This is a genomic window from Microbulbifer regidiadema (SeqCode) (assembly GCF_052467605.1).
This window is the reverse complement of record NZ_CP174316.1, coordinates 4,190,853-4,210,015: the sequence shown is the minus strand read 5'-3', so window position 1 is coordinate 4,210,015 and position 19,163 is coordinate 4,190,853. Positions and strand designations below refer to the sequence as shown.

At 54.4% G+C, this 19,163-nt stretch carries 18 protein-coding genes; 11 read left to right on the top strand and 7 right to left on the bottom strand.

Annotated elements, in window-relative coordinates:
• The first annotated feature begins 32 nt into the window (after positions 1–32).
• The 6 genes from pdxR to ACJJIF_RS19025 all read left to right on the top strand — a co-directional run bounded on the left by pdxR (position 33) and on the right by ACJJIF_RS19025 (position 7,754).
• On the top strand, positions 33–1,490 hold the full coding sequence (pdxR, locus tag ACJJIF_RS19050) for a MocR-like pyridoxine biosynthesis transcription factor PdxR (RefSeq protein ID WP_444929852.1): 1,458 nt from the start codon (positions 33–35) through the stop codon (positions 1,488–1,490).
• Between the two features lie 593 nt (positions 1,491–2,083).
• The gene (locus ACJJIF_RS19045) at positions 2,084–2,908 is read left to right on the top strand and encodes a right-handed parallel beta-helix repeat-containing protein (protein WP_444929851.1); all 825 of its coding nucleotides are present in this window, start codon (positions 2,084–2,086) and stop codon (positions 2,906–2,908) included.
• 108 nt (positions 2,909–3,016) lie between these two features.
• On the top strand, positions 3,017–3,805 hold the full coding sequence (locus ACJJIF_RS19040) for a right-handed parallel beta-helix repeat-containing protein (protein ID WP_444929850.1): 789 nt from the start codon (positions 3,017–3,019) through the stop codon (positions 3,803–3,805).
• Positions 3,806–4,389: 584 nt separating this feature from the next.
• Complete coding sequence (locus ACJJIF_RS19035) at positions 4,390–5,241, top strand: hypothetical protein (protein WP_444929849.1); 852 nt, start codon at positions 4,390–4,392, stop codon at positions 5,239–5,241.
• A gap of 421 nt (positions 5,242–5,662) precedes the next feature.
• Entirely contained in the window at positions 5,663–6,472 is an 810-nt protein-coding gene (locus ACJJIF_RS19030; protein WP_444929848.1) for a right-handed parallel beta-helix repeat-containing protein, read from the top strand.
• Between the two features lie 349 nt (positions 6,473–6,821).
• Entirely contained in the window at positions 6,822–7,754 is a 933-nt protein-coding gene (locus tag ACJJIF_RS19025) for an ADP-ribosylglycohydrolase family protein (RefSeq protein WP_444929847.1), read from the top strand.
• Between the two features lie 34 nt (positions 7,755–7,788).
• Here ACJJIF_RS19025 and msrA read toward each other — a convergent pair whose 3' ends face one another.
• From msrA to ACJJIF_RS19005, 4 genes are all read right to left on the bottom strand, one after another.
• Positions 7,789–8,382 carry a peptide-methionine (S)-S-oxide reductase MsrA gene (gene msrA / locus ACJJIF_RS19020; RefSeq protein WP_444929846.1) on the bottom strand — a complete coding sequence of 198 codons (594 nt, stop codon included), beginning with the start codon at positions 8,380–8,382 and terminating at the stop codon, positions 7,789–7,791.
• 89 nt (positions 8,383–8,471) lie between these two features.
• Entirely contained in the window at positions 8,472–9,659 is a 1,188-nt protein-coding gene (locus ACJJIF_RS19015; protein ID WP_444929845.1) for an iron-containing alcohol dehydrogenase, read from the bottom strand.
• Positions 9,660–9,764: 105 nt separating this feature from the next.
• A complete protein-coding gene (locus ACJJIF_RS19010) occupies positions 9,765–11,171 on the bottom strand; it encodes an aldehyde dehydrogenase family protein (RefSeq protein WP_444929844.1) in 1,407 nt (468 codons plus the stop codon).
• Positions 11,172–11,189: 18 nt separating this feature from the next.
• Complete coding sequence (locus tag ACJJIF_RS19005; protein ID WP_444929843.1) at positions 11,190–12,563, bottom strand: glutamine synthetase family protein; 1,374 nt, start codon at positions 12,561–12,563, stop codon at positions 11,190–11,192.
• A 185-nt stretch (positions 12,564–12,748) separates the two neighbouring features.
• On the opposite strand from ACJJIF_RS19005, the gene ppa reads away from it, so the two are divergent.
• The gene (gene ppa / locus ACJJIF_RS19000; protein WP_444929842.1) at positions 12,749–13,285 is read left to right on the top strand and encodes an inorganic diphosphatase; all 537 of its coding nucleotides are present in this window, start codon (positions 12,749–12,751) and stop codon (positions 13,283–13,285) included.
• Positions 13,286–13,357: 72 nt separating this feature from the next.
• On the opposite strand, the gene ACJJIF_RS18995 is transcribed toward ppa, so the two are convergent.
• From ACJJIF_RS18995 to ACJJIF_RS18985, 3 genes are all read right to left on the bottom strand, one after another.
• Positions 13,358–13,834 carry a hypothetical protein gene (locus tag ACJJIF_RS18995; RefSeq protein ID WP_444929841.1) on the bottom strand — a complete coding sequence of 159 codons (477 nt, stop codon included), beginning with the start codon at positions 13,832–13,834 and terminating at the stop codon, positions 13,358–13,360.
• A gap of 18 nt (positions 13,835–13,852) precedes the next feature.
• Complete coding sequence (gene cysE / locus ACJJIF_RS18990; RefSeq protein ID WP_444929840.1) at positions 13,853–14,659, bottom strand: serine O-acetyltransferase; 807 nt, start codon at positions 14,657–14,659, stop codon at positions 13,853–13,855.
• Between the two features lie 163 nt (positions 14,660–14,822).
• Complete coding sequence (locus tag ACJJIF_RS18985; RefSeq protein ID WP_444929839.1) at positions 14,823–15,530, bottom strand: M15 family metallopeptidase; 708 nt, start codon at positions 15,528–15,530, stop codon at positions 14,823–14,825.
• Positions 15,531–15,762: 232 nt separating this feature from the next.
• Here ACJJIF_RS18985 and ACJJIF_RS18980 point away from each other — a divergent pair, with 232 nt between their 5' ends.
• The 4 genes from ACJJIF_RS18980 (at position 15,763) to ACJJIF_RS18965 (ending at position 19,161) form a co-directional block, all read left to right on the top strand.
• Complete coding sequence (locus tag ACJJIF_RS18980; protein WP_444929838.1) at positions 15,763–16,047, top strand: TfoX/Sxy family protein; 285 nt, start codon at positions 15,763–15,765, stop codon at positions 16,045–16,047.
• A gap of 180 nt (positions 16,048–16,227) precedes the next feature.
• Positions 16,228–17,112: a protease HtpX gene (gene htpX, locus ACJJIF_RS18975; protein WP_444929837.1), complete on the top strand. Its 885-nt coding sequence runs from the start codon at positions 16,228–16,230 to the stop codon at positions 17,110–17,112.
• 273 nt (positions 17,113–17,385) lie between these two features.
• Positions 17,386–17,916 (top strand): hypothetical protein, encoded by a 531-nt coding sequence (locus ACJJIF_RS18970; RefSeq protein ID WP_444929836.1) that lies wholly within the window; start codon positions 17,386–17,388, stop codon positions 17,914–17,916.
• Positions 17,917–18,105: 189 nt separating this feature from the next.
• Positions 18,106–19,161, top strand: coding sequence for a S1C family serine protease (locus tag ACJJIF_RS18965; RefSeq protein WP_444929835.1), 1,056 nt, complete (start codon positions 18,106–18,108; stop codon positions 19,159–19,161).
• The last annotated feature ends 2 nt before the right edge of the window (positions 19,162–19,163 follow it).

The following is a 19,163-nucleotide window of genomic DNA, read 5'->3' as shown; positions in this document are numbered from 1 at the left end:
GAGCCAGTTTTAACTATTTTATGGTGCCAGTTTTGAGTGCCCCCGAGTTTGCAGATCTCACCCTCGACCCACATCAGCCCCTACAGGGGCAGCTGTACCGGCAGCTGGTGCGCTGGATCTGCGCCGGCCGGCTGCCGGCGGGCACCCAGCTGCCCTCGTCGCGCCGCCTGGCAGAATCCCTCGCCATTAGCCGCAACACCGTCACCCAGGTTCTGGACCAACTGAAGGCGGAAGGTTTCCTCAGCAGCCACCCGGGCAAAGGTGTATTCGTATCCAGAGAAGTCCCAGCCCAGCTGCAAAAACCGCAGGGGCGAAATTGGCGGGAGCCGGCCAATCGACCGCTGCCGCCACTGTCGAGCTACGGTAATCTGCTCCAGACTTTGCCGGCGGGCAGGGGCAGCGCGGATCTGGGGCTGCCCTTCAGCCCCGGTTTACCGGATCTCAAAGCCTTTCCGCATTCAATTTGGAACAAGCTGTACCGCCGCCACCAATCGAGAGTGGCCCTGGCCGGCTACGGCCAGGCGCAGGGCTACCTGCCCCTGCGCCTGGCACTGAGCGACTACCTGCGCAACTCCCGCGGCGTGCGCTGCACTGCCGAACAAATTATTATCACCAACGGCGCCCAGGAGGCGCTGAATTTGTGTGCGCTGACGGCGCTAAACCCGGGAGACCGGGTATACAGTGAAAACCCCGGCTATCGCCGCGCGCGCTCCGCCTTTCAGGCGGTCGGGGCGGAACTCCTGCCGGCGCAGCTGAACAACAAGCACCTGGATGTGGAGCGGCTGATAAAAAGCGCAACGGGGGCCAAATTACTTTTTACCACACCAACCCACCAATACCCGATGGGCGGAGTTATGCCTGCCAGTGCGCGGATTAAACTGCTGGACTGGGCCACGCGGGCAAACTGCTGGATTATTGAAGATGATTACGACAGCGAATTTGCCTTTCAACACAAGCCCGTCGCCGCACTTCAGGGAATGGGAGAAAATACCCCCGTGCTCTATATGGGCAGTTTTAGCAAAACACTGTTACCCAGCCTGAGACTCGGTTACCTGGTGGTTCCCAGAGCTAGCGCAGCCGCATTTATTCACGCCAAGGAAATGCTCTCCGGCCACTCGCCACTTATCACCCAGGCGGTGGCGGCAGACTTTCTCAGTGAGGGACACTTTGTGCGGCATCTGCGCAAAATGCGCGTTCTCTATCGGGAAAAGTGGCAGCATTTTTGCCAGCTTATTCGGCAAAATATACCGGCACCGGCAAAATTAATCGCCACTAGCGCCGGCATGCACCTGGTTATCTCAACACCACAGCGCGATGATATCACCCTGAGCAAAAAACTCCGTGAGCACGGCTTTGGCAGCACGCCACTATCGCTGTTTTACCCACCGCAAAAAGCGGAAAATAGCGGGTTGGTACTGGGTTTTGCCAACACCGATGCCGAGCAGCGGGCAGCCTGTGTAAATATTCTGAGCACGCTATTACAAACCTAACCCACAAGCCAATAAATAGCCGTTAGCGCCAAAATAACAGCGCGCAGCTTTGCCGGAATAGCCAGACCTTGCCAAAAGTCACAGCGCGGAGTGTAAATTGCTTTAAACGACGTGCAGCGATATTACAAAATTATTCAGGCGCACCTTAATAGGCAATCCCACCTATCGATAGAGATATCGCCCTCATTTTCCATACACAAAATACTCAATATCAGTGCTTTTCCGGCACTTCAAAGCAAGTATTCTGTATACCTGTGACAATATTACCTGGAAACTTGACTCTGCCAACCCCTCATATACTTTCCTAATAGCAATCGCCAACCTGTGAGAACCCCTACTCTTTCCCCCGCGCCAAAAATCGGCAGGGAGAGAATAATCCTATTGGGCACGAATGCCGATTAGCAGCTTAGCGGGGTGTGTTCACAGCGCATATCGAGTGCAGTGCATTCTTTCTCTCTGACCCAGTAGTAACTGAACAGCTCAATCCCAACGCCCCAACCAGCAGAGGTGCTGGCTTACCCAGGTATTACTTAACATTATTGCGGGTGTGCACACCTCTTTTTTAATGATGTAAATACTCAGGGAAATGCTATATGAAAAATGAAAATCTAAAGCCGACAAAAGTATTAATACTCACTGCTGTCGGCACCGCCAGTCTATTGCTATCCGCCGTGTCCCCAGCGGTGAGCTGCGGCGATGTTATTAGAGACGCCCAAGTACTCGCCAGCGATATTCTTAACTGCTCCTCTCATCCGGCCATCACACTGGATGATAACGGCTCACTTGATCTGAATGGCTATTCCGTGAGCTGTACTGGAGGTGACACAGGCATCGGTATTCTCTTACAGGGTAGCAATAACATCCTGGAAGACAGCGCCGGGGGAAGTTTGATCAGCAACTGTAGCACGGGAGTATCCATCGAGGGAGATGGCTTCCACCATGTTAGCGGTATCTCTGCCAGCGCAAACTCAACGGCGGGAATCAGCTTTACGAGCTTGTATAACGTTGTAGAAAACTCCTATGCCAATAATAACACGGCCATCGGTATTCGCATCCTATCTGACGCCGATCACAATAGCGTATTTTTCTCCGAGGCGAACGGCAATGGTGCCGTGGGATTTAGAATTATAGGGGAAAGCACTTTCGTGAGCTTAAGTGAGGCCAATGACAATTCAGGCAGCGGTATTTTTATTGCAACAAAGGCCAATTATTCTCTGCTCATTCGCAATACTGCCAACAATAACGGTGGAAATGGTATTTTAAGACAATCGGGATATTCCTATGACACGGTTGTTGTTGGCAATACCGCAATGGGCAATTCACAACCTGATCTCGTCGACCAGCAGAATGACTGCGATGGCGATGCCATCTGGGCAGAAAATATTTTTATCGAGAGAAACCAAGACTGTATCCAATAAAGCAGCTATCCCCGCCGATTACGCGATGCTGTGACAGGCTAGCAGCCCTCCAGTTAAATCGCACAAATAATTAGGAAACTTGACATGAAAATTGAATATAGAACTTCAATGAAAATATTACTATGCGGCCTTGCCGGCTCTGCCAGCCTGTCGCTACCTATTGCGGCCGCAGCGGTAAGCTGCGGCGATGCGATCAGGGACGAGCAAAGACTCAACCAGGATCTCACCTGCTCCTCCTATCCAGCCCTCAAAATTGAGGATCAAGGTTCACTGGATTTAAATGGCCACACAATAAGTTGTTCTAACTCGGCATATGGCGTACAACTACTTGGCAGCCACAATGTTATTCAAGATACGGTCGGTGACGGCGGCATCGAAAATTGCAGGGTTGGAATATCGGCCGAAGGTAATGGCTTCCACCATATTGTGGATATAAATATCACCTCAACCTCAGAAAAAGGCATTTCTTTAAAGAGCTCGTATAACGTTATAGAAACCTCCAGCGTCAGCAACAATACGGGTTACGGTATTTACATAAACAGCAACAGTAGCTACAACCGGGTATTAAACACAGAGGTCATAGGCAACGGCGAGCAGGGAATTAAAATTAACGGAGAAAGCAATTTGGTTAGATTCAGTGAGGTCAGCTCCGGAGAGACCATCGGAATTGCCATTAACTACCACGGGGATTATTCAGTTGTCGCGCAAAATATAGCGAACGACAATGGTATTAATGGTATTTCCCGCAAAGGAAGCGCTTACTACAATGTGATTGTCGGCAATACGGCACGGTACAATACAGGTAACGATCTGACCGACCACACCAACAACTGCAATTATGATGCGATATGGACCAATAATCGTTTCACCGATAGAAACCAGGACTGTATTGACTAAAGATATTCACCCGTACAGGCATCGCACTCAAAAGCACAAATCCTCGGCCTTTTAAGCCACGGGGACAAAATTCGCCGCTCGCCCCCAGAAATGGGGGCTGTCCCTTCCCGCAAGCGATAGTTTGTGCGTCCCGGCAAAATGCGCGCTGTATCTGTGGCGAAGTGGCAGTATTTTTATCCGTTTATTCGGCACTCAAACGATTCGCCAACAACACAGGAGCGCCACCAGTGAAAACTTACAGCGCCCCATTTGAGGACACGGACTGCTACAGGGGTTTTTCTACACCGATGGCCCATAGGCCCCATAAAAAATCTTCACCCGAGCAGCACAAAAATAGCTAGCCTCCCCCCCAGTAGCGCCCTGCCATTTAATCACACTATACTGCCCGCCAAAGCTAAAGCCGTTAACCGAGCGCAAAGCGGCCACACTTTTAAAAATACGCCGCTCTTAAAGCAGTGACGCGGTTAAAACCACTGCTTTAAGAGTAATTTCCCATACCCCTTCCTCACAACTTAATTAAAATAATTTTGTTATTGGATATTTACCCCCCGTTTCAATCCTTCAGACAATGAGGTAAATTTGACATGAAGAATGGAAATATAAATCCGATAAAAGCATCTCTGCTGACTCTCGCGGGTACCGCCTGCTTATCACTATCCACTACTGCGATCTCAGCCGTTGTATGCGGCCAGGTTATTAGAGATATTCAAACTATGGATAGCGACCTCTACTGCACTCAAAGTCCGGCGATTATTATTGGCCACGGTGGCGTTCTCAACATGGACAACCACACACTGGAGTGTGATGGAGACGGCGTCGGCATTCAATTAGTAGAAAGCCACGCCATGGTGGTCGGCGAATACATTAGCCAGGGTGGCGGCATCGGCACCATCCAAAATTGCAATATTGGCGTCGCTATGACAGAGGTGGGGCACCACCAGGCCTCAGACCTCATATTGACCGGACACAATACTGTCGGATTAAGTTTTGAAGCTGCGTTCAGCAGTGCGTATGACATCGTATCCGAAAATAATCCCGGCATGGGGGTTCGCTTTATCACGGGCCACTATTATTACCCTGAAGGGCACTACAATATATTGGCCAACGCTGAGGTAAATAATAATAACCTACAGGGGGTTAGAATGATTTCGAGCTACAATATGGTGAGAAACATCGTAGTCAATAACAATCTCGGGATAGGAATCTCTATTGAAGATGGCGGTGATGGCAATATGATCCTTAACTCCTCTCTCGACAGCAATGGCGCCAATGGCATTTCGAGAAGGCGTGAGGATCAGGTGGACAATGTCATCGCGTTCAATAGTGTATCTAACAGTGAGGGACCTGATATAACCGATTTCACCGCCTATTGCGCTGGCGCCCTCTATGGTGCTAACAGTTTTTTAAATTCCAATCAGTATTGGTGCATCCATTAAAGCAGATTTTGGCGAATGCCCGCTAAAAATTGGCTGCCCCCCTCTTTTACCCCCCGCTGCATAGAGCAAAGGGGATTTATATCAGCGCAGGTCTATACAGCGATTCTCAAGTGGGGGAATACAGCTGAATAGGCCTGCTTTTAACGCTGACTAAAAAGGAGGTCAGGCATACACTGCACCCGGCCATTAAGCTCTTAGCAGGCTCTTCAGCACGCCTTGAGTGCGGGGGCGCTGGCGAGCACAAAGAAGATATCCGCATCTCAGCGGCAGCCGCTGTGCAACCCCGCAGTCCACTCTAATTCAGCCCGGGTTATTAATTAAGAAAACTTTCCTATGGTCCTTTCGCAAAGCTCAGTCAAAATCTCTTTAGTCTTGGGGGTTCTCTTTTGTTTAACCACTCAGATTCTTAGGGAAACTTGACATGAAAAATGGAAATATGAATCCACTCAAAATACTACTTATCACTGCTGCGGGCACTACCGGTCTTTCTTTGGCCGCCGCTGCCTCAGCTGTCAGTTGTGGCGATGTCATTACGACTGCGGAAACCCTGACTGGCGATATCCTGCACTGCGATATTCACCCGGCACTGTTAATAAAGGACAACGGCTCACTCGACTTGAATGGCCATACCGTCAGCTGCGATGGCGACAGCACCGGCATCCGATTATCGGGTTTCAATAGAGTTCTACACGACAGTACAGGGCTGGGCAGTGTTGAAAACTGCAACAATGGTGTATCTGCCGAAGGCGAGGGCGGCCACCAAATTGTGGATATCAATACCACCGGAAACTTTATTTCCGGCATTACCCTTTCGAGTTCCAACAACAGCCTGAAAACCTCCATCGCTAACGCCAACCTTGGTATCGGTATACGGGTTATCGGCGACGGCAATCACGTCAGGAGTTCGGAGGCGACAGGCAACAGCTTACAGGGGATAAAAGTTACGGGGGCCAGTAACTATATTCGCCTGAATACCGCCAGCAACAATACACAGAGCGGCATTGCCATTAGTGGCGGCACTGGAAGCCTTATTTCTGAAAATCTGGCGGAAGACAATCATACTCACGGTATTATTTTGCTGGGAGACGGCGAAGTCGGCAATATGGTGGCCGACAATGTCGCCAGCAACAATACCTATACGGACCTGAGCGATCGCAGTACCCTGCCCTGCTTTGAAAATATATGGAGCAACAACGATTACACTACGTCAAATGAAACTTGTATCGAATAGTGCAGACGGCTATCGCCAGCACAGGCCTACGGGAGTTTTCCCATAGGCCTGTGAACTGACAACAAAAGAGGGAGCAAGCACGCCGATAAACAGCACCTCAGCAGCGCCGACCGCGCATAAAAAAACCCCACAAACTTGCCGCCGTCTGAGCCTTTATTTCCGAGCAAAAAACCGCACAATCCCGGCAAAACAAACCCAATACACTGCGCAGGCGCTATAACTAAATTGAGATTTCAGTTTGCCCCACCCCGCGATCTCTCGACTGGCCTTGCCGAAGCTCTCCAGACAACCCTAGCAGCGGCCAAATCAGGCACTGGCACTGCGGTGATTTAACTATCGATAACGGTTAATGATTAAACTCGACAAATATAAAGGCTGTTTTAGCGGTCTCGCCATCGGCGATTCATTTGGCGCACCTTATGAGGGCGGCCTTTTGGAGAGGCAACTGTGGAAACTTATCGGCAAAACCCGCCAGGGCAAGCGGCGCTACACCGATGATACCCAGATGTCGATGGATATCGCCACATCCTTTCTCGAACACAATGGCTTTGACCAGGACCATATGGCAAAACAATTTGCACAGAGCTATCAGTGGAGCAGAAGTTATGGCCCCAGTGCGGCACAGCTACTCAAAGGGGTTAAAAAGGGCAAGCACTGGCAGGATTTAAACCGAAAAAAATTTAAGCAGGGCTTCGCTGGCAACGGCGCCGCCATGCGCGCGCCTATTATCGCTCTCTGCTACCCGCAAAATGATCCGCAACTGAAACAGTACGTACAGGGAGTATCCGAAATCACCCACGCCCACCCCGCTGCGATTGAGGGGGCCTACCTGATCGCCATCACCATCTGTGAGGCCCTGCAAGAACGCTCGAACAGGCAGATAGTGGACAAACTGCTGGCGAGCTGCACAGTGGACATATACCGCAGAAAACTTAAAAAGTGCTCCACGCTACTGTTCCACCGGCACCTCCCCCACCCACAACAGATCAGGCAGTGGCTGGGGAATGGGATTACCGCGCCGGAGTCCTGTATTACCGCTATCTACTTTGGCCTGAAGTATCGCAGCTCGCCGTTAAACTCCCTGCTGGCCGCTATATTTTACCTGGGCGGTGATACCGACACCCTGGCGGCCATGGCCGCCAGTATTTGGGGAACACTCAACGGTGCAGAGTCGATGAAAAACCTGGCCGCTGAAGTTGAAAATATCGATTTTATTAGCCGGCTCTCCGAGAAATTATATATCCATCAGCAAGCCCAAGAACGGCTGCTCCAGCAGGCATAATAAACCCGGCGCTGACTGCGGAGCAAAGCGCCGATTAATCCGCAGCCTTGCCCCACACTTCAGCCAGCCGTTGATCGCGACCACAGCGATAGCGATAGTATTTATAGCGCAGGGGATTGCGCTGGTAATAGTCCTGGTGGTAGGCCTCCGCAGGGTAGAAAGTTGCGGCGGGCTCTATCTGTACCGCGACCTTTTTGTCCAGTTTGGCCTGAATTTTTTCCCGGCTCTCCTGTGCCAATTTCTTTTGTTGGTCATCGGCATAGAATATTTCAGGGCGATATTGGTCGCCGCGATCGCAAAACTGGCCGCCGCCGTCAAAGGGGTCGACATTGTGCCAAAAAATCGTCAGCAGCTCGGAATAGCTGACTTTGTCCGCATCGTACTTGACCTGCACCACCTCAGCGTGGCCGGTATTGCCAGCAGATACCTGCCCATAACTCGGGTTTTTAACCCGGCCACCACTGTAGCCGGAAGTGGTGGAGATAACGCCATCAACCCGGTCAAATGGCGGTTCCATACACCAAAAACAGCCGCCGGCAAAAATCGCCGTGCGAATATTCGCTGAGTCCTGCGCCAGTGCAGTGCTGGCGAGCAACAGCAGTAACAGGGTCATAGTATTGCGCATCATTCAGCCCTCTAGTGATGATCGCTGGAGTCTATAGGTGTCTGTCGTTTGTCGCTGGCAATTTATTACCGCTCAATTTATTTTTGAGTCATTTATTGCTGAGTTATCGCGCCCTCGCACGCGCGCAGGAAAATATCCCGATACTCAATGGCGTTAAAGTGCATGGGGTTGGTGCCGGCGGAGGCCTCCAGCGAAGCCATTGTCCCAATTCGATCGGCGTCGCTATCGTCGATGCCAATATCCGCCAGACGCGGGGGAATTCCGAGCTGCCTGCGCAAGCCGAGCACCCAATCCAGCACCCGGGCAAATCCACTGTCGCCGCTATCACTAGCTGGCAACTGCAAGTAGAGCGCCAGGTGTTCCATCGACGGTTGAACCGCCGGGCGATTGGCCGCGAGGACATAGGGCATCAAAATAGCGTTTAACAAACCGTGGTGTTTGTCATACAGGGCTCCGAGTGGGTGCGCCAGAGCGTGCATAGCCCCCAGGCCGCGCTGAAACGCGGTCGCCCCCATGCAGGATGCAACCAGCATCTGCTGGCGCGCCTCAAGCTCTGCACCCGCAGCGTAGGCGCGGGGCAAATACGCCTTAATCAGGCGCATCCCTTCAACGGCAATACCCTCGGCCATGGGGTGGTATTGGGGGGAGCAAAAAGACTCCAGGTTGTGCGACAGCGCATCCATGCCCGTCGCGGCGGTGAGAGCCGGCGGCAGCCCCAGCGTCAGCTGGGCATCCAGAATAACAATGTCCGGCATCATGCGCGGGTGGAAAATCAGCCGCTTAATCTGGGCGACCTCGTCGGTGATCACCGCGACCCGCCCCACCTCAGAGCCGGTACCGGCAGTGGTGGGGATGGCAACCAGCGGCAATATCGCCGCCGCGTCCACACGCCTGTAGTTATCGCCAATATCTTCAAAATCCCAAATGCGGCGACGCTGTCCCGCCATCAGGGCGATAGCTTTGCCCGCATCCAGGGCCGAGCCCCCTCCCAGGGCAATCACCCCATCGCACTGCTGTTCGCGCAGCTCGGCCACCCCAGCGCTAATATTGGCCTCGTTGGGGTTGCCTTTAATACGGTAAAAAATACGCACATCCAGCCCCGCTTGCCGGCACGGGTTGGCCGCGCTCTGCAGCAGTGGCAGCGCCGCGATGGCGGGGTCGGTAACCAACAGGGGTTTGCGTATATTCAGCGTCCGGCAAGCTTCAGCCAGCTCGGCAACGCGGCCGGGCCCCACCCAAACCGTTGTGGGATAATTCCAATTGACAGGGTATTTATCCACATTGTCCTCTCTGACGCTCTGTCATTTTTATCGATTCAAAGTGGACCGCAGCCTCTCCGCACACAGACAGATAATTGCACTCTCTGCGCCCGCGAAAAATATCCGCTAAGCACCGCACTTAAAGTGAAAAGATTTGGGGCGGGTTAAATACTCAAAGCCGAGTTTAGATAGCGTGCAGCCGCGCCCGGATTGCTTGACCCCGGTCCAGGCCAGTTCCGGGTCCAGATAATCACAGCGATTTAAAAAAACCGTGCCCACCTCCAGGCTGTCACCAATTTCCAGTGCCGCGTCTTCATCCCGGGAAAAAATAGCCGCGCTCAGGCCAAATACGCTGTTGTTCATCAAGTTCAGCGCTTCGCAATCGTCATAGACTTTTTGCACCCCCAATACGGGTCCAAAAGTTTCTTCGCGCATCACCTGCATATGATCGCGCACCCGGGTTAACAGCTGCGGCGCCATATATTGGGTGCCGCGCTTATCCTGCGGAAACTCGCTCACATCCAAATGCACTCTGGCGCCCTCTGCGACCGCTTCGTCCACTTGCGCGCGAACCCGGTCGGCAGCTTCGGCGCACACCAGCGGCCCCAGGGTGGTCTCCATTTGATCCGGGCGCCCGAGTCGGTAGTCGCGCAGTAAGTCGACGGCGCGGGCGACAAATTCGCTAAAAATATCCGCATGCACATAAGCCCGCTCAATAGCGCAACAGGACTGCCCGGAGTTAAAATAAGCGCCGTCGACAACCGCCGCTACCGCCTGGGTAAGATCCGCATCGGCGCGAACATAGGCCGGGTCCTTGCCGCCCAGCTCCAGGCCCAGCGGAATAAATCGGCCGGCCACCGTGCGCTCCAAATTTACCCCCGCGCCAACCGAACCGGTAAAGGCGACCTGCTGCACCTCGCCGGCACACGCCAAGCGCTGGGTATACGCATGGTTTAAGTGGAGGAACTGAAATACACCGCCGGGCAGCCCCGCCTCATGAAATACTTCGACCATGCGCTCGGCGCACAGCGGCGTTTGCGCCGAGTGCTTTAAAATAACCGCATTGCCCGCCAGCAGTGACGGCACCACCGCATTAACTGCCGTCAAATAGGGATAATTCCACGGGGCAATAACCAGGGAAACTCCCAGGGGCTCGTGGCGTATAAAGCGCTTAAACCCCGGCTTCTGCGCCAGGTGAATATCGGCCAGGGCTTCTGGGGCGAGCTGCGCCATGGTTTGCGCGCGCTCGATCAACCCGCTGATCTCCCCACCCGCGTAGCGAATCGGGCGGCCCATCATCCAGCAGAGTTCAGCGGCCAAACACGCTTTTTTCTTTGAAAATATTTCTACCGCCCGCTCGACAATGGCAATTCGCTCGCCGAGTGGCGTTCGCCGCCAGACTTGCTGTGCCGCGCTGGCCCGATCCAGCACCTCGCGGATTTCTATCTCCCCGGCCAGGGCGCGCTCTATATAGATACTGTTATCGATAGGGGAGATGCACTGTAGATGGTGCATGATTTTTGTGGTCTCCATCGGCGTCGATACTCCCGATTAAATAATTTCGAAGTACCGCTCCAACTCCCAGTCGCTCACATGGCGGCGATATTCCCGCTCCTCCCACTCGCGCCCCGCAGCAAAATGCGCTACAAAATCGCTGCCAAATAATTCCCGCGCCGCATCGGACTGTTTAAATTGCTGTGTGGATTCCCACAGGGTCCCCGGCAGAGTCTGCCCCTGATCCAGTTTCAGCGCGTAGGCATTACCGCTAATCGGCTCGCTGGGCGACCACTGCTGGGTGATTCCGTAGAGCCCCGACCCCAGGGCCGCCGCCAGGGCCAAATAGGGGTTGGCATCTGCGGCCCCCAGGCGGTATTCGATGCGCTGGGACTGATCTCCGCCGGGAATCGCGCGCAGCGCAGTGGTGCGATTTTCCACCCCCCAGTTGGCCCCGGTGGGCGCCCAAAAACCCGGCACCAAACGGCGATAGCTATTGACCGTGGGGGCTATCAAGGCCAGAAATTGCGGCATCAAGCGCTGCTGCCCGGCGATAAACTGGCGCATGGTGCGGCTGATGCCATCGGGCTGCTCGGCATCGAAAAATGCCGAATCGCCGCTGTCGCGATTGCGCAGTGACAAATGGATATGTCCACTCTGCCCCGGGTATTCGCCGGACCAGCGCGACATAAATGTCGCCATCAGGCCCATGCGCTGGGCCAGCACTTTGATAAAGGTTTTAAACAGCGCGGCCTTATCCCCGGCGGCCTCGGCGTCGTCCACCGCAATAGCCGCCTCCAGTACGCCCGGGCCCGTTTCCGTGTGCAGCCCCTCCAGGGGGAAATCCATGCCCTCGCCCAGATCCAGTATCTCCCGGTACAGCTCGCCGTGTACTGAGTTGCGCAGCATCGAATAGCCAAACACATCCGGGGTAAAGGGCTTTAAATGGCGAAACCCCTTTTTGCGCACGGATTCGGGGGATTCATCAAACAGAAAGAACTCATATTCCAGTGCCGCATAGGGGTCAAAACCCAGGGCGCTACAGCGCTCTACCACCCGCCGCAGCACTGCGCGCGGGCACAGGGCCTGGGCGCGTCCAGCGAACTCCGCGATAAACAGCAGCATGTCATCTTCAAAAGGAATATCCCGGCAGCTCTGCGGAACAATACGCACCGGGGCATCTGGGTATCCCGTATGCCACCCGGTGTAGCGGCTATTGTCATAGAGCTGATCTTTGACATCCCAGCCCAGGACCACATCGCAAAAGGAGAAGCCTTTCTCCAGAGATGACAGAAATTTGGCGCGGCTCATATATTTGCCGCGCATAACCCCATCGATATCGAATAGCCCCACTTTGACATGACTGAGGCCTCGCTCCTCGACAATTGCGCGGGCCTCCCGAGCGCTGGTTACCTCCCGTGCCTTTACCATGACTGCTCCTGCCCCATTATTGTTGTCTGCGAGTTACAGGATAGACCCGCCAGCCCCTCTGCGACGCGATTTACCCAGCGCGGGCGTGTAACCCGGCGCAGGCGTGACTTTCAGCCGGGCCCCGCAACCTATATAATTCGCCCTCCAAATTTTCAGTTAACCATTCATTTCATTCAGGACCCGCAATGAGCTTCGAAAAGATCCCCGCAGGTAAAGAGCTGCCCAACGATATCAATGTAATCATCGAGATCCCTGCCAACCACGACCCGATCAAATACGAAGTAGACAAGGACTCCGACGCAGTATTTGTGGATCGCTTCGTTGCCACTCCGATGTTCTACCCGGCCAACTACGGCTACGTACCCCAGACTCTGTCCGAAGACGGTGACCCCCTGGACGTGCTGGTTGTAGCGCCCTACCCGGTAATGGTGGGTTCTGTGATCCGCTCTCGCGTTGTCGGCGTTCTGAACATGACCGACGAATCCGGTGTTGACGCCAAGCTGCTGGCGGTACCGCACACCAAGCTGACCAAGCTGTACGATCACGTTGAAGAAATCGGCGATCTGCCCGAGCTGCTGATCAAGCAGATCGAACACTACTTCGAAAACTACAAAGCTCTGGAAGCGGGCAAGTGGGTAAAAGTAGAAGGCTGGGCTGACGCCGAAGCGGCGCGCAAAGAAGTGATGGCTTCCCGCGAGCGCTACCTGAAAGAAGAAGGTTAATTCCCCCTTCTTCAGCGCATAAAAAAACCGGCCAAATGCCGGTTTTTTTATGCCTGCGCGGGAGAAGTCCCGTCAGTTGAGTTCCCAGTTGGGAACAGAGACGGGAGCGGGCTCCTCCCCCTTGCGCTCACTCTCATCCAGAAGTTGGCCTTCCGCTGCACGCAGACTGAGGTGCTCTACCTCAACGCTGACCGCTTCCACGGACTTGCGTTCATGCGCCTTGACGAGGTTCCCCTCCATCGGCGCCAGGGTCCACTGCGCGCCAGCTGCGGTTTCCGTCTTGGGCTCAGCCCGCTCAGTGGCGGCGGCTCCACCGCTCTCATCCCTGATACTGACCTGGGCGCCTATTTTGGCCAAACTCGCCCGGAACTGCTGCGCCTGGGGCAGAGACACGCCCTTCTTTAATACCAGCGGGCGCCCGCTGAACAGCTTCTCTATCGCCTGGGGATTGCTCTTAAATAAGCGCGCCATACTGGCTTTCACATCAGCGGCGGTAAATCCCGCCACCAGGTCACCGCGAAAAACCAAGCTGTAGGTGGATTGCGACATAGCTACTATTTCCCCGCGTTACTCTGGCGAATCCAGGGTCTGATCCATGGTATAGGCCGGCGCGCTGTCGACCCGCCCCCCCACTTGGCGGGCGGGAACACCAGCCACCGTCGTGTGATCGGGCACATCCTGCAACACCAGGCTACCGGCAGCAATTTTCACATCCGCCCCCACCCTGACCGGCCCCAACACTTTAGCCCCGGCACCGATCATAACCCCGTGACCAATTTTGGGGTGGCGATCGCCACTGCCGCAGCCACTGCCCCCCAGGGTCACCGAGTGGAGAATAGACACATTGTCCTCTACCACACAGGTCTCCCCCACCACCAGTCCGGTGGCGTGATCGATCATAATACCGCAGCCAAATCGCGCGGCCGGGTGGATGTCCACAGAGAACTGCTCCGACACCTGGCTCTGAAAGTAGAGCGCCAGGGTGTGGCGCCCCTGGTTCCACAGCCAGTGCGCTATCCGGTGGGATTGCAAGGCGTGAAAACCCTTAAAATAAAGGAAAGGCATCAGGTACTGATCACAGGCCGGGTCCCGGTCATACCAAGCGCAAATATCCTCGCTCATACAGCGGGAAATACTCGGGTCACTGGCCAGGGCCGTGGCAATCACCTCCTGAAGCGCGGTAGCCGTAAGGGCGTTGTGCTCCAGCACCGAGGCCAAGTGATCCGCGATGGCATTGTCCAGAGACTGGTGGCGCAAAATAGTATTGTGGAAATAGCTTGCCAGAATAGGCTCACCGGCTGCGGCCTCAGCGGCTTCCGCGCGCATCGCCTGCCAGATATCCCGCTGGCCGCCGACGGCCACGTCCTCACCCATAATTGATCTCCCTCATATTACCCCGGGCACACTCTGCCGCGCAGCTTGGCAGGATCAACCGCCCCTTTCAAGGAAAAAGCCCGCGAACAGCGCCTATCTGGCCGCTATTGTGCCGCCTTATAGCGGTGCAAAAATGCACCCTTCTAACCCCAATTAAAGGCGCCTAAAAAGGCGGATAACAGTGATCCGGCACCCAAATAAAGCGCGTATATATTTCCTGAAGGTGCTCGCACACAGTCTCCCCCAGGGATAGCTCGGTTGCCTGCAGCCGCTCCGACAGCCGCTCCACACTGAGGAGTTCCTGAAGCTCGCGGGCTCTGGGGGCATAGCTCAGGTGCCAGCGCTCCGGTGCAACGCCGCCGCGATCCTCGGCATAGGGCCGGAACAGGCCATAGCTGTTACCGGCGCTAATTTGCCGGTCCAGCCAGAGGTGGAAGGCGCCGAATACACCGTCATCGGCCACCTCCTGCGGGGTCAACTGAACCGAGTAATCGTCGGGTAGCGCCGCCGCGTCAATAATGTCGAAGTCCGTACCCCAGTGGTGGCGCGAGGCCCCCGGCAGCGCAGACCAGCGCAGAATGGCAAATACCCGTTCCGCAGCGCTGAGCCGGGCGATATCCAGCGGCTTGCCAGCGCTATCGAGCACTGGGCGCGCACCGCCGGCCTTGGCATTCCAGATCAGGCACTGGCGCTCAAAGGCGCGAAACCCGGAGACAATTTTGGGGGCGAAGCCCTCTTCGCGGGCATCCCGGCACAACTGCTGAAAAGCGACCAGCGCCTCGGGGTGCAAAAGTTGGTTGGAAGCCGGGTCGACGATGACATGCTCATCGCCGAGCCCAAACAGCATCCGTTGCAGCGGTATCGATAACATGGGCCTCTCATTATTGGGCAAATTTCGAACGGTTTTAAAATGCGGTGGCTACTTTAACAGAGGGGCTACAGCGACGGCTTGCCCCTGTGAATTGATAGCACCAAAAGTAGGCGCCGCGCACAATAATCTGGCGGTAATGTTTGTTAGCGCACTGTTAATTTATGTTAAGTTCAAATTTGCAATCGGAGACTGATTGCGTGAATGGACGCTCAAACTGGCGGGGGAACACCGAATGCACCCGAGTCAATCAGAACTACTAAAACTAAAAAACCTGGGCCTGGCCTCGGTCAATATTCTCCACTCTATTGGCATTCGCTCTCTGGAAGATCTGCGCAGGGTGGGACCGGTGGAGGCCTTTATCAGTATTCGCAACCGGGGCATCAACGCCTCCAAAGTGATGCTCTACGCACTGCAAGGCGCACTGATGGACGTGCACTGGAACGACCTGGACCCGGAGCTAAAGCAGCAGTTGACCAACGAGGTCGAACGCCTGCTCGCCACACAGAATTCTGACTAGCCGCTGTGGCGCAGTGCGGGTGGAGACCCGAGACGTTATCTTCCCCATCTCGGCACAGCCATAGCGCTGGGCCCGAACTCGCCGTGCCGGCTCCCAGTAATACCCGTTACGCCATCCGTATCTAAACTTACCCTGACCCTTAAATAACTCTGTTAAATATTCACGAGAAGGAGAGATCCGATGTTGCGCATTGGGCTATTCCTGCTGACCAACTTGGCGGTCCTGATTTTGGTTGGCATTATTTTTAACCTCTTGGGGATAGGGGGCATTCTTCAGAGTAACGGCGTTGATCTCAACCTCGGCGCCCTGTTATTGATGTGTGCCATTTTTGGTTTTGGCGGCTCTTTTATTTCCCTGCTATTGTCGAAGACTATTGCCCGGGTCAGTACCCGCACACAAATTATCCAACAGCCGCGCAGCGCCGATGAGCAGTGGCTGGTGGAAACTGTGCGGGACTTATCGCGCAAAGCGGGCATCGGTATGCCGGAGGTGGGGATATTTCCCATGCCCCAGGCCAATGCCTTCGCCACCGGCTGGAATCGCAACAATGCCCTGGTCTCTGTCAGTGCCGGCCTGTTGCAGCGCTTTAGTCGGGAGGAAGCCCGCGCCGTTATCGGCCACGAAATAGGCCATGTGGCCAATGGCGATATGGTGACGCTGACTCTAATTCAGGGCGTGGTAAATACCTTTGTGATGTTCTTCGCCCGCCTGGTGGGGTTCTTTGTGGACCGGGTTATCCTGCGCAATGAAGAGGGATTGGGCATCGGCTACTTTATTACCTCCATTGTTATGGATATCGTATTTGGCATCTTCGCCATGATGATTGTCGCCTGGTTCAGCCGCCGCCGCGAATACCGGGCCGACCACGCCGGCGCCACTCTGGCCAGCCCCCAGTCCATGATTGCCGCACTGCAACGGCTCAAGGTGGAGTCCGATCGCGGCCACGAGGAACCCCTGCCCGGCAATATGAAAGCCTTTGGTATTTTTGGCAATATGGGCGCTCTTATGGCCACGCACCCACCACTGGACGATCGAATCCTCGCCCTGCAAAATTTTCGCAATTAGGGTCTAATTAAACTGGTGCGGGGCAAAGTGGTATTTTAATTACTTACAACGCCATCGCTGCCCCCATCGGGATACGGATAAATAACAGATGCCGTCAAATACTTCTCAGCAGTCATCGCCGTATTATTAATTGGCCGCTCTCCCTTATGGAGTGAAAACCCACAATATATCAATGCCAACAAGCTATTTATTTCAAACTATACCTGCACGAAAAATAACCTTGTCAAATTACAACAAAAGCTGCGATTAGCAAAACTGGAGTAACGATAAAATATGCGAACAGCATCAAGATTTATGCTTAAATACAAGCCCGAAAGGGCCAGTAAATTTACATCATTTACTTTCCTGACCGCAGTTTTAGCTCTCTTTATTTACCAGCCAATCTATTTTTTAGTTTTAGCTGGCTTAGGATTGTTGACCATAATTTGCGGCTACATCGAACAACCGAAAATTGACAGGCACTTCCAACAACTATGTGAAAAGCGCAAAGGTTTATCTATTTGTGAATTTGCCCGGGAGTTTGATTGTAAAATTGTAGATACATGGATTATTCGAGCGGTATATGAGCAACTACAAGCGGCACTTCCCACTAAACAACAGGTCCCAATTCAGGCATCAGATGAACTCTTTAATACTCTAAAACTGGATGAAGATGACCTCGATCTGGACTTAATTGAGCAAATCGCACAAAGAACTGGGCGAAGCCTTGCGGGCTGTGGAAATAACCCCTATTACGGCAAGGTAACCACGGTACGCAATCTGGTGCTGTTTTTTAATCGGCAACCCCGCACCGGGGCAATCTGAACCTGTTTATCACCAGCGCGATTGGTCAAAACGAGTTCCCGCTTTAAATCTCGCCAACAGGCCCCAATAAGCAGCCAGTACCGCACCAATATTGCGAACAAGGTACACTTTTCAACACAGTGAGCAAAAGACGGAAGACGACAGCGACACTCGGCTTCCGGCCCCGAGTTCATAGGGAGGATAGTATTAATGACTCTGCTTAAGACGCAGCTCTGCCGCTTTATTGCCGTATTTTTACTGCTCGCCCCTGTGCTGTCTGCACAGGCGGAAATCTTCGCCACCGACGACGAGCGCAACACCATGCAGGTGTTCAACTTTGCCAGCCCCTCGGTGGTCTACGTCACCAATGAAACCCTGGTGCGGGATCGCAGAACCCTGCGCCTGCACTCGGTGCCCAAAGGGGCCGGCAGTGGCTTTATCTGGGATAGCGAGGGCCATATTGTCACGAACTTTCACGTTATTGAGGGGGCGCGCCAGGTCACTATCACTTTGCAGGACCGCAGTGAGTGGCCGGCCGAGCTGGTGGGATCGGCGCCGGAAAAGGATCTGGCCGTATTGAGAATTGACGCGCCGCCAGAGCTGTTAAAACCGCTGGTGGTCGGCACCTCCAGCAATCTCGCGGTGGGCCGCAAGGTACTGGCTATCGGCAACCCGTTCGGCCTGGATACCACTCTCACCACCGGGGTGGTCAGCGCCCTGGGGCGGGAAATTGAAGCCGCCAACAATCGCACCATTCGCAATGTTATCCAAACCGATGCGGCCATTAACCCGGGCAATTCCGGCGGCCCACTGCTGGACTCCCGGGCCCGCTTAATCGGGGTCAACACCGCAATTTACAGTCCCAGTGGCGCCAGTGTCGGTATTGGCTTTGCGATTCCGGTAGATACGGTCAAGAAAATTGTACCGGAATTGATTGTGCATGGCCGCCTGGTGCGGCCGATTATCGGTATCGAATCCGCCCCGGACCAGTGGAGCAGCCGCTACGGTTTTGAGGGGGTGGCCGTGTTGCGCACGGCACCCGGACTCCCCGCCGAGAGAGCCGGTCTGCGCGGTATCCACCGCAGCCGAAGTGGCGGCTGGCAGCTGGGCGATGTGATTGTCGAAGTGGAACAGCAGCCGATTCGCAGCTATGACGACCTGCTCAACGCCCTGGAAAAACACCGTGCCGGCGATGAAATCACCCTCGGTATACTGCGCGACGGGACAATCCGCTATACGTCTATTAGACTCGCGGCACCCGAATAAAG